Annotated in this window: 9 protein-coding genes; all 9 read right to left on the reverse strand. The window is 60.8% G+C overall.

Features of this window, described 5'->3' with window-relative positions:
• Window positions 1–75: 75 nt before the first annotated feature.
• A complete protein-coding gene (carB, locus tag P273_RS0100655; protein WP_024626598.1) occupies window positions 76–3,450 on the reverse strand; it encodes a carbamoyl-phosphate synthase large subunit in 3,375 nt (1,124 codons plus the stop codon).
• On the reverse strand, window positions 3,443–4,672 hold the full coding sequence (carA, locus tag P273_RS0100660) for a glutamine-hydrolyzing carbamoyl-phosphate synthase small subunit (protein WP_024626599.1): 1,230 nt from the start codon (window positions 4,670–4,672) through the stop codon (window positions 3,443–3,445). Before carA ends, carB begins: the two co-directional genes overlap by 8 nt.
• A 196-nt stretch (window positions 4,673–4,868) precedes the next feature.
• Window positions 4,869–5,573: a transcription antitermination factor NusB gene (nusB, locus tag P273_RS0100670; protein WP_024626600.1), complete on the reverse strand. Its 705-nt coding sequence runs from the start codon at window positions 5,571–5,573 to the stop codon at window positions 4,869–4,871.
• 22 nt (window positions 5,574–5,595) lie between these two features.
• Complete coding sequence (efp, locus tag P273_RS0100675) at window positions 5,596–6,159, reverse strand: elongation factor P (protein WP_015022137.1); 564 nt, start codon at window positions 6,157–6,159, stop codon at window positions 5,596–5,598.
• Window positions 6,160–6,395: 236 nt separating this feature from the next.
• Window positions 6,396–7,595: an elongation factor Tu gene (tuf, locus tag P273_RS0100680; protein WP_024626601.1), complete on the reverse strand. Its 1,200-nt coding sequence runs from the start codon at window positions 7,593–7,595 to the stop codon at window positions 6,396–6,398.
• A 195-nt stretch (window positions 7,596–7,790) separates the two neighbouring features.
• Window positions 7,791–9,917: an elongation factor G gene (gene fusA / locus P273_RS0100685; RefSeq protein WP_024626602.1), complete on the reverse strand. Its 2,127-nt coding sequence runs from the start codon at window positions 9,915–9,917 to the stop codon at window positions 7,791–7,793.
• A gap of 26 nt (window positions 9,918–9,943) precedes the next feature.
• Entirely contained in the window at window positions 9,944–10,414 is a 471-nt protein-coding gene (gene rpsG, locus P273_RS0100690; RefSeq protein WP_015022140.1) for a 30S ribosomal protein S7, read from the reverse strand.
• Between the two features lie 3 nt (window positions 10,415–10,417).
• Window positions 10,418–10,789 carry a 30S ribosomal protein S12 gene (gene rpsL / locus P273_RS0100695; RefSeq protein ID WP_015022141.1) on the reverse strand — a complete coding sequence of 124 codons (372 nt, stop codon included), beginning with the start codon at window positions 10,787–10,789 and terminating at the stop codon, window positions 10,418–10,420.
• 459 nt (window positions 10,790–11,248) lie between these two features.
• Window positions 11,249–11,617, reverse strand: a complete 369-nt coding sequence (locus tag P273_RS0100700; protein ID WP_024626603.1) for a DUF488 domain-containing protein — start codon at window positions 11,615–11,617, stop codon at window positions 11,249–11,251.
• Between the last annotated feature and the right edge of the window lie 49 nt (window positions 11,618–11,666).

Genomic DNA, 11,666 nt, shown 5'->3' on the forward strand with positions numbered 1-11,666 from the left:
ACACGGCCACTTCCTTTCCTAAAGGTCACCCTCCGGCCTATCTGGACCGGAACATGGATCAATCATATAGCGTACCTACTTGGCCTTTTCCAGCTCCAGCAGCCGGGCCGCGTGTTCCTGGATGCTCATGACCTCATAGTCGTCCTTTTTGACCACGTCAATGGCCATCAGTGCGGCTGAGAATTCGGTGATGGTGGTGAATTGCGGCAGATCGGCGGCTATGGCAGCCACCCGGATCAAATATCCGTCAGAACGAGAACCCCTGGAGCTGGGCGTGTTGAGGATCATGTCGATGGTCCCATCCTCAATAAGCTGGACGGGATTCCGACCCATATGCCTCACTCCGTCAGAATCAGTAAAAGCCTGACCCTGCTCCTCACCATCGCTGATCTTGTCGACAACGGCCACATCGAAGCCGTACCGGCGCAGGACAGAGGCCGTGCCACTGGTGGCGCAGATGCTGAAGCCCTGCTCCAACAGGCGGGCTGCCAGCATGGGCAGCTGGCGCTTGTCTGCGTCATTGACCGACAGGAAGACAACACCGCTGGTGGGCAGACCTCCTTGGTAGGCGGCCAGCTGGCTCTTGGCGAAGGCGTGGGGGAAGTCCCGATCGAAGCCCATGACCTCTCCTGTGGAACGCATCTCCGGGCCCAGCAAAATGTCCACGGTCCGGCCAACCGGAGTGCGGAAGCGCTTGAAGGGCAGGACAGACTCCTTTACCGCCACAGGCTGGCCGACACGAACCATGCCGCCGTCGCCGACAGGCAAAAGCAGACCATTGGCTCGTTGCTGGGCGATGGACTCCCCCACCATGATCCGCGCCGCAGCCTTGGCCAGCGCCGTACCCGTGGCCTTGGAAGCGAAGGGAACGGTCCGGGATGCGCGCGGATTGGCCTCGATCACATAGAGGGTGTTGGCCATGAATGCATACTGAACATTGATCAGCCCCTGGACCCCGCAACCTTGGGCTATTGCCAGGGTGGCCTGCCGCAACCGGTTGATCTGGTCGTCAGAGAGAGTCGAAGGCGGCAGGGTGCAGGCGGCATCACCGGAGTGGACTCCGGCCTCCTCCACATGCTCCATGATTCCGCCGATGTAGAGCTCCTGCCCGTCATAGAGGGCATCCACATCGATCTCGATGGCATCCTGAAGGAACTTGTCAATCAGCAGGGGTGAGGGCAGACGGCCGGAGACCACCGTATCGGCCTTGGCCTCTTCAAGGGCACGATCCACGTAGGTGCCCAGCTGCTGGTCGTCGTAGACGATCTCCATGCCTCGTCCGCCCAACACGTAGGAGGGCCTAACCAGAACCGGGTAACCGATGGCGTGGGCTGCTTCCTTGGCCTCATCCAAGGAAAGAGCAGTGCCGTACCGTGGAGCGTTCAAATGCTCCTTGCTGAGCACCTGCCCGAATAGCTCGCGGTTCTCGGCAAGGTCGATGGACTCGGGACTGGTTCCCAGAATGGGCACCCCGGCCGCCTTGAGCCTGGCCGCCAGAGACAAGGGCGTCTGTCCGCCTAGCTGGACGATGACCCCCTTGACAGGCCCCATGGCCTTCTCAGCCCGGTAGATCTCCAGAACGTCCTCGAAGGTCAGCGGCTCGAAATAGAGCCTGTCCGACATGTCATAGTCGGTGGAGACCGTCTCGGGATTGCAGTTGACCATGATGGTGTCATAGTCCTTGCCCAGCTCCTGGACGGCGTGCACGCAGGTGTAGTCGAACTCGACCCCCTGACCGATTCGGTTGGGCCCTGAGCCCAGGATGATGACCGCCTCGCGCTGACGGGGTCGCAGCTCGGACTCGTCGGCGTAGCAGGAGTAGTAGTAGGGCGTGACCGCATCGAACTCAGCTGCACAGGTGTCCACAGTCTTGTAGACAGGATGAAGACCGAAGGCCCAGCGAAGTTCCCTGACGACTGCCTCGCCCTGGTCACCCATGCCACGCAGGTGGGCAATCTGCAGGTCGCTCAGCCCCGATTGCTTGGCCCGGCGCAACAGATCCTCGTCCAGGACCTCGGACTGGCGCACTTGGAGGGCCAGGTCATTGATCATGCTGATCTGCTCCAGGAACCAGGGATCGATCCTGGTGGCCTGGTGGACCTGCTCAACAGTGGCTCCGCCCCAGAAGGCCCGCTGAATCTGCAGGTAGCGGTGCTCTGTGGGAGTGTGCATGGCCTCCAGCAACTGGTTGGTCTCGGCCTGGTCAGGCCGGGGGCCATCCCAGGAGAAGGTCATATGCCGCTTGTCGATGGAGCGCATGGCCTTGCCTAGGGACTCACGGAAGTTGCCGGCCAGAGCCATGGCCTCGCCCACGGACTTCATCGAGGTGGTCAGGGTCGTGTCCGCCCCGGGGAACTTCTCGAAGGTGAAGCGCGGAATCTTGGTGACCACGTAGTCGATGGTCGGCTCGAAGGAGGCAGGGGTTGAGCGGGTGATGTCGTTCTCTATCTCGTCCAAGGTGTATCCCAGGGCCAGCTTGACTGCGATCTTGGCGATGGGGAAGCCGGTGGCCTTGGAAGCCAGAGCCGAAGACCGTGAAACACGCGGATTCATTTCGATGACGATGATCCGGCCGTTCTTGGGGTTGACGGCGAACTGGATGTTGCAGCCGCCTGTATCCACCCCCACGCCGCGGATGATGGCGATGCCGATGTCACGCATGCGCTGATACTCCCGGTCGGTCAGGGTGAAGACCGGGGCCACGGTGATGGAGTCGCCGGTATGCACGCCTACCGGGTCCACATTCTCGATGGGGCAGACCACAACCACATTGTCCAGGCGGTCGCGCATGAGCTCCAGCTCATACTCCTTCCACCCCTCGATGCCCTCCTCCAGGAGGATCTCATCGGTGGGCGAATAGTGGATGCCAGCACCGGCGATCCGCCGCAACTCCTCGCGATCGTGGGCGATGCCTGAGCCCAGGCCGCCCATGGTGAAGGAGGGACGAACCACCAGGGGGTAGCCCAGTTCGGCGGCAACTGCCTCGGCCTCATCCAGACTGTGGGCGATGCGGGACTTGGCTGACTCGGCGCCGGCCTGGTCCACCACCTGTTTGAAGAGCTCACGGTCCTCTCCCCTGTCGATGGCCTCCAGCGAAGCGCCGATCAGCTCCACTCCGTAGCGCTCCAGCACGCCGGCCTTGCCCAGCTCCACGGCAGCGTTCAGAGCGGTCTGGCCGCCCAGGGTGGGCAGCAGCGCATCCGGCCGCTCCTTGGCAATGATCCGCTCCAGGAAAGGCAGGGCAATGGGCTCGATGTAGGTGGCATCGGCCATCTCGGGGTCCGTCATGATGGTGGCGGGATTGGAATTGACCAGGATGACGCGAATCCCCTCTTCGCGCAGCACCCGGCAGGCCTGTGTCCCCGAATAATCGAACTCGGCCGCTTGCCCGATGACGATGGGCCCAGAGCCGATGACCATGACCGAATGGATGTCCTGCCGCTTAGGCATGTGCCTTCCCTTCCTTGGCGTCCTGCATCAACGTGACGAACCTGTCAAACAGGTAGGAGGCATCGTGCGGGCCAGCCGCCGCCTCCGGATGGTATTGAACAGAGAAGGCCGGAATATCCAGGCACTCCAGACCCTCGACCACGCCGTCGTTGAGATCGACGTGAGAGACCCGGACACGACCATATCGGCCTTCACCATAGGGTGAGGGCACTGGATCCCCCTTGGGCGCCTTGACTGCGAATCCGTGATTATGAGCAGTGATCTCAACCTTGCCGGTGCTGAGGTCCATGACCGGCTGGTTGATGCCACGATGACCGAATTTGAGCTTGTATGTATCGAATCCCAGAGCTCGCCCCAGGAGCTGGTTGCCCAGGCAGATGCCGAAGAAGGGCAGCCCGGCATCCAGGACCTGTCTGAGGAGCGACACCTCTTCGTTTGCAGTCGATGGGTCGCCTGGACCGTTGGAAAAGAAAACCCCGTCAGGCCCCAGGGCCTGTATCTGCTCGATGGTGGTGTCTACGGGAAGTACGTGGACCCTGCACCCGCGCTCAGCCAGCCTGTGAGGGGTCATGGACTTGATTCCCAAATCTACCGCTGCCACTGTGCAGACAGGCTCTTTCCCCTGATGGTCTCCAGCTGGTTCGACAATATAGGACCTGTCGGTGCTGACCTCGCCGGTCAAATGGGATCCACTCATCTTGGGAGCCGAACGGACCTGGTCAAGGAGTTCCTGCATGGTTCTGGGCATGCCGCCATCATTGAGCATTATGTCCGGGCCTGAAAAAATACCGGCCCGCATGACACCTGCAGAACGCAAGTGCCGCACGAGCCGGCGAGTGTCTATGTGACTGATACCGACAATGCCCTGATCGACCAGCTGGTCGTGGAGACTGCCCCGGGCCCGCCAGTTGCTAAAATCGGGGCTGGGTTCCCGGACTACGTACCCTGCCACCCAGATCCTGTCCGACTCCCCGTCCTGGTCATTGACACCGGTATCACCGATGTGGGGGAAGGTCTGCACAACGATTTGCCGAGCATAGCTGGGATCCGTCAGGGTTTCCTGATATCCCGTCATTCCGGTAGAGAAAACAATTTCACCTATGGTAGTGCCCACCGCTCCGAAGGCTCTCCCCAGATACACTTCCCCATCCTCAAGGATGAGCAAGGCCCGATTGGAGAAACGGCTATCGGAGGTGATAGTGTTGGTGTCTTTCAGGTTCACCGAACCCCCTTGATTACCGCGGATATTCGCAACCATACTAATGACCCCCATGGATCATGCCGATCGAATCATCCAAAAGATGGTTGGGCAATTCTTGCAGGATAGACTGCTGGTCAACCAGTCTGAATATGGCAAAAGGCCGACCTGATGCCCCAGCTGCTAGCAGACATCGGTCGGCCTTTACTCGATTCATTGCTCAGTCGTCTGAAGGACGATCTACATCAGGCGTCAGTTCCTCCGGCAAGGTCAGTTTCAGCTGGTCCAGACTCGGGGCGGACTGATCGACCGTATGGTCAAGAACCTGATAGGAATCCCCTTCGTCAGATCCACTCGTTGCCGATTGCGAATCGCTGTCTACCTGGGCATTCTCAGAAGAGACAGACTCTGAGGCTACGACCCCAGCTTTTGCCTTATCGGATTCATCATCTGAAACGTCCGCATCGGCCTCTGCATCAGCCAGGGCAGCGATTCGATCGGCTTGCTCACGACGAGCCTGATGCTCATCCTTCTCCTGCTCCAGGGCGCTGAGAACACCGTGGATGAAGGAGGGAGCATCGGCATCCGAAAGTGTCTTGGCCAAAGAAAGGGCCTCATCGATGGCCACCTTGTCAGGAACGTCAGGGTTGTAGAGCATCTCCCAGGCGGCGATACGCAGAATGTTGCGGTCGATGGCATGCATGCGGCTCAGCGGCCACCGGGTGGAATGGGTCTGCAGAGCCTCATCGATATTTCGACGATGTTCTGCCACACCCTCAACGATGGTCACGGCATAGGCAGGCAGAGGTGTCTGCGCCCCCGGCCGAACCTTGCGCTCCTCCAGCAGGGAGAGGAAATCCTGGCTCTTCTCATCGGCCTCATACAGGGTGTTCAAGGCCCGCTTACGGGCTGTGGAACGTGCCATGGATGTGTGGTTTCCGCCTTGCTCAGTTCTCGCGGCCCAGGTAGGAGCCGTCGCGGGTATCCACCTTGACCTTCTCGCCCTCGCCCACGAAGAGGGGCACCTGGATCTCAGCCCCGGTCTCCACAGTGGCGGGCTTGGTGCCGGCGTTGGAGCGGTTGCCCTGGACGCCGGGCTCGGTTGCGGTCACGGTCAGCACCACGGATGCAGGCAGCTCAACGGACAGGGGGTTACCGTCATGGAAGCTGATGATGCAGTCGGTGCCCTCAAGCAGGAAGCGCTCCTGATCGCCGACCAGGGCCTCGGGGATGTTGACCTGCTCGTAGGTGTTCATATCCATGAAGACGAAGGAGTCGCCGTCCCGGTAGGAGTACTGCATGGTTCTGTTGTCGACGGTCTCGAAGTCCATCTTCATGCCCGCATTGAAAGTGCGATCCACGATCTTGCCCGAGAGGACGTCCTTGATGGTCGTGCGCACGAAGGCCGGTCCCTTGCCCGGCTTGACGTGCTGGAACTTGATGACGGTCCAAAGCTTGCCGTCAAGGTTGATGACCGATCCGTTCTTGATGTCGTTGGAAGTCTGTGCCACCTTGATACCACCTCATTCTGATGAACGTTCCTTCGGAGGGCTCCTGGCCATCTGCCGAAAGCACCGGGCCACACAGGATCCGGCCCGCTCGCGATAAATCCTCGCCTATTATGCCACGGCGCATGAACACCGCGGCTGGTCCGGCGACAAAGCCTGCCGGATATGGGCGGGGCCCGGAATCACAGGAAGGATTCCGGGCCCCGTCATTGGATTGCGTCGACAAGCGACAGGCAATCCTACTCGATGATCTTGGTGACTCGACCTGAGCCGACCGTGTGGCCGCCTTCACGAACAGCGAAGGTCAGACCTTCCTCCATGGCGACGGGCTGGATCAGCTCGACGGAGAAGGTGGCGTGATCGCCGGGCTGAACCATCTCCACGCCCTCGGGCAGGGTGATGACGCCGGTGACGTCGGTGGTCCGGAAGTAGAACTGCGGACGGTAGTTGGAGAAGAACGGCGAGTGGCGTCCACCCTCGTCCTTGGTCAGCACGTAGACCTCGCCCTCGAACTTGTGGTGAGGAGTCACGGTGCCGGGAGCAGCCACAACCTGGCCGCGCTCAACGTCCTCACGGCCAATGCCGCGCAGCAGCAGACCGGTGTTGTCGCCGGCCTCGGCCTCGTCCATCTGCTTGTGGAAGGTCTCGATGGAGGTGACGGTGGTGGACTGGGTGTCACGCAGGCCGACGATCTCCACATTGGTGTTCACGGGCAGCTTGCCGCGCTCGACACGGCCGGTCACCACGGTGCCACGGCCGGAGATGGTGAAGACATCCTCGATGGGCATCAGGAAGGGCTTGTCCAGGTCGTGGACAGGAGTGGGGATGTAGTCGTCGACGGCATCCATGAGGTCCTTGATGGTCTGGACCCACTTGTCGTGGTCAGGTGCATCGTCATGCAGGGCGCCGTAGGCGGAGGTGCGGATGACGGGGCAGTCGCGGTCGAAGCCATTCTCGTCCAGCAGATCGCGGACTTCCTCCTCGACCAGCTCGATCAGCTCTTCGTCGTCGACCATGTCGCACTTGTTCAGGGCGACCAGGATCTTCGGCACGCCGACCTGGCGGGCCAGCAGCACGTGCTCGCGAGTCTGGGCCATGGGGCCGTCAGTGGCGGCGACCACCAGGATGGCGCCATCCATCTGGGCAGCGCCGGTAATCATGTTCTTGACGAAGTCGGCGTGTCCGGGGCAGTCCACGTGGGCGTAATGGCGCTTGGCGGTCTGGTACTCGATGTGCGCGATGTTGATGGTGATGCCGCGCTCCTTCTCCTCAGGAGCAGCGTCGATCTGAGCGAAATCGTACTCGGGGTTGACGTCCGGGTACTCCTCATGCAGCACCTTGGAGATGGCCGCGGTCAGGGTGGTCTTGCCGTGATCGACGTGGCCGATGGTGCCAATGTTAACGTGCGGCTTGTTCCGCTCGTACTTTTCCTTTGCCATTGTGTTTTGTCCTCCTGGACGTCTCGTAGGTTGCCTGCACGAACCACGCACAGAGCACTCGCTACATATTACTGGGTTATCGGGTTCTTTGCCACTTTTGCCCTCCGCCCAGTCAGCGCTACAAGAGTGTAACGCCGACTTGTGACAGAAGAGCCTTGTTGCGGCGGCCCGCCGTGGCGGCGGACCGGACCGGCATTACTCGCCCCGCTGGGCCTTGATGATCTCGTCGCTGACGGCCTTGGGGACCTCAGCGTAGGAGTCCATTTGCATGGTGAACATGGCGCGCCCCTGGGTCTTGGACCTGAGGTCACCGATGTAACCGAACATCTCCGACAGGGGCACCTTGGCGTCGATGACCTTGACACCGGTGGCGTCGGTCATGGACTGGATGGAGCCACGACGGGAGTTGATGTCACCCATGACGTCGCCCATGTACTCCTCGGGAGTACGGACCTCGACAGCCATGATGGGCTCGAGGATAACGGGCTTGGCCTTGGGAGCAGCCTCCTTGAAGCACATGGAGCCAGCGATCTTGAAGGCCATCTCCGAGGAGTCGACCTCGTGGATCTGACCATCGGTCAGGGTCGCCTTGACGCCCACGACCGGGAAGCCTGCCAGCACGCCGGACTCCATGGCCTCCTGCACACCCGCATCGACCGAGGGGATGAACTCCTTGGTGATGTGGCCGCCGGTGACCTTGTTCTCGAAGATGTAGGACTCGCCCTCGGAAGTGTCCAGGGGTTCGAAGTTCATGAGCACCTTGGCGAACTGGCCGGAGCCACCGGTCTGCTTCTTGTGGGTGTATTCCTGGTTCATGACGGGCTTGCGGATGGTCTCGCGGTAAGCCACCTGGGGCTTGCCCACGTTGCACTCCACATGGAACTCGCGGCGCATGCGGTCCACCAGGATGTCCAGCTGGAGCTCGCCCATGCCGGAGATCAGGGTCTGGCCGGACTCCTCGTCCGTCTTGACCTGGAAGGTGGGGTCCTCTTCGGAGAGCTTCTGCAGGGCGATGCCCATCTTCTCCTGGTCGGCCTTGGTCTTGGGCTCCACAGCCACCTCGATCACAGGATCGGGGAAGGTCATGGATTCCAGCACCAGCGGCGCCTTCTCGTCGCACAGGGTGTCACCAGTGGTGACGTTCTTGAGCCCGACGAAGGCGTAGATATTGCCGGCGATGGCCTCGTCGACCGGATTCTCCTTGTTGGAGTGCATCTGGAAGAGCTTGCCGACGCGCTCCTTCTTGTCCTTGGTGGAGTCCAGAACAGTTTCGCCCTGGGCCACCTTACCGGAGTAGACACGCACGTAGATCAGCTTGCCGTAGAAGGGGTGGGTGGCCACCTTGAAGGCCAGGGCCGAGAAGGGCTCGTCCACGGTGGGCTTGCGGTCGATCTCGACAGATTCGTCGCCGATCTTGTAGCCCTTGATGGCCGGCACATCCTCAGGGCTGGGCAGGTAGTCCACGACCGCGTCCAGCATGGGCTGCACGCCCTTGTCCTTGAAAGCGGACCCGCAGAAGACCGGGAAGGCCGACTGCTCGATGGTCATCTTGCGAACCGCGGTGCGGATCTCCTGCTGGGAGATCTCCTCGCCGCCCACGTACTTCTCGAGCAGATCCTCGTCCGACTCGGCCACAGCCTCAAGCAGTTCGGTGTGGTACTGCTCGGCCTTGTCCTTGAGATCATCGGGGATGTCGATGGTGTCGTACTTGGCGCCCAGGTCAGCCTCGTCCTTCCAGTAGTAGGCGACCATGCGAACCAGGTCGACCACGCCGTGGAAGTCGCTCTCGGCGCCGATGGGCAGCTGCATGACCAGCGGCTTGACGCCCAGCTTGTCCTTGATGGTGTCCACCGAGTAGTAGAAGTCGGCGCCCAGCTTGTCCATCTTGTTGATGAAGCAGATGCGGGGCACGCCATACTTGTCGGCCTGACGCCAGACGGTCTCGGACTGGGGCTCCACGCCCTCCTTGCCGTCGAACACTGCCACAGCGCCATCAAGCACACGCAGGGAGCGCTCCACCTCGGCGGTGAAGTCCACGTGGCCGGGGGTGTCGATGATGTTGATCTGGTAGCGATCCTCAGGATCGTGGGACTGGCGGTTCCAGAAGGCCGTGATGGCGGCGGAGGTAATCGTGATGCCACGTTCCTTCTCCTGGTCCATCCAGTCCATGGTGGAGGCGCCATCGTGGGTCTCGCCGATCTTGTAGTTGACGCCGGTGTAGTAGAGGATACGCTCGGTCGTCGTTGTCTTGCCGGCATCGATGTGGGCCATGATGCCGATGTTGCGGACCTTGGTCAGGTCCGTGAGCACGTCTTGTGCCATAATTCCTTGTTCTCGCTCTCTTGGGATTACCAGCGATAGTGGGCGAACGCCTTGTTGGCCTCGGCCATCTTGTGGGTGTCCTCGCGGCGCTTGACCGCGGCACCCAGGCCGTTGGAGGCATCAAGGATCTCGTTGGCCAGCCGCTCCGACATGGTCTTCTCACGACGGGCGCGGCTGTAATCGGTCAGCCACCGCAATGAGAGCGTATTGGCGCGGTTCGGCTTGACCTCGACGGGGACCTGGTAAGTGGCGCCGCCGACACGACGGCTGCGGACCTCCAGGCTGGGACGAATGTTGTCCAGGGCACGCTTGAGCACGGCCACAGGCTCCTGGTCGGTCTTTTCCTTGACCTGCTCCAGGGCGGTGTAGACGATGTTCTCGGCGATGGACTTCTTGCCATCCAGCAGGATCTTGTTGATCAGCTGGGCCACCACGGTGGAACCGTAGATGGGATCGGGCAGGAGCTGGTGCTTTTTAGCTGGTCCTTTGCGTGACATGTGTTACTTGGCCTTCTTTGCTCCGTACAGGGAACGGCCCTGCTTGCGATCCTTGACTCCCTGGGTATCCAGCGCACCGCGCACGATGTGGTAGCGCACGCCGGGCAGATCCTTGACACGACCGCCGCGCACCAGCACGATGGAGTGCTCCTGCAGGTTGTGACCCTCGCCGGGGATGTAGGCGGAAACCTCGATGCCGGAGCTCAGACGGACACGGGCAACCTTCCGCAGAGCCGAATTCGGCTTCTTGGGGGTGGTGGTGTAGACACGGGTGCACACGCCGCGACGCAGCGGGCTGCCCTTGAGTGCCAAAGTCTTCGACTTGCGAGGCTTGGCCTTGCGCCCTTTGCGGACGAGCTGTTCAATTGTTGGCAACTGACTCTCTCCGATTCCTTCGATGAACTTGTCTTCGTTTGCACTGCGAGACCGCCGCACCGCAGCCGCAGTCGCTCCTGGGAGGAGAGATCAGCCACTGTCCACCGGCCCGATGGCCCCTGATCCTCCTGCCGGGCATTGCTGCCTGCATTCTTCGGATTCGGGGATATCCCGACACGCTCACCTGTGACATAAGGCGTGCTGTCGGCACACACGATGAAAAGTATATCACCGGGGCAGACATGACAATGTCTGGCACTTGGAAGTATGCTCTGGGCTTTGCTCACTGTGAAGCAGTACCGGAACCGTTTATAAGAAGCCCCCTGCAACAGACCTTATATTTACAGATACCTATAACGGCGTCCTACATACATAGATATATAGATAGATATCAGAAGTACGTATTTGGATCAGTAAATAGAGATGCCGAAAACATCAATGCCAGATCAATGCCAGCGTCTACTTACCTCCCTTTTCAAGAGCCTGGCGAATGTAGTCGCGCAGAATTAGGGCATGGTTGACGGCGGGATCCTTGGCCGCATAGACCAGTGTTGTCCGATCGTGCTCGCGCACGATGCTCAGTAGATCCTCCAAGGCGGGATTGTCATCCAACTCAGTGCGGTAACGGCGCGCAAAGTCCTCAAAGCGTTCAGGATCATGGTGCCACCAGCGCCGCAGGTCCGGACTGGGTGCGACTTCCTTGAGCCAACCGGACAGGGCTGCCCGCTCCTTGCTGACACCGCGCGGCCAGAGCCTGTCGACCAGGATGCGGACCCCGTCCTCGTCAGCGGCCTGCTCGTATACGCGCTTGATATCCACCTGACCCATCATCTGCCTCCTGAAACCAGGAACCTGTATGATTCACGACTCCTTCAAC

This window comes from Bifidobacterium sp. A11 (assembly GCF_000499185.1).
Taxonomy (GTDB): domain Bacteria; phylum Actinomycetota; class Actinomycetes; order Actinomycetales; family Bifidobacteriaceae; genus Bombiscardovia; species Bombiscardovia mizhiensis.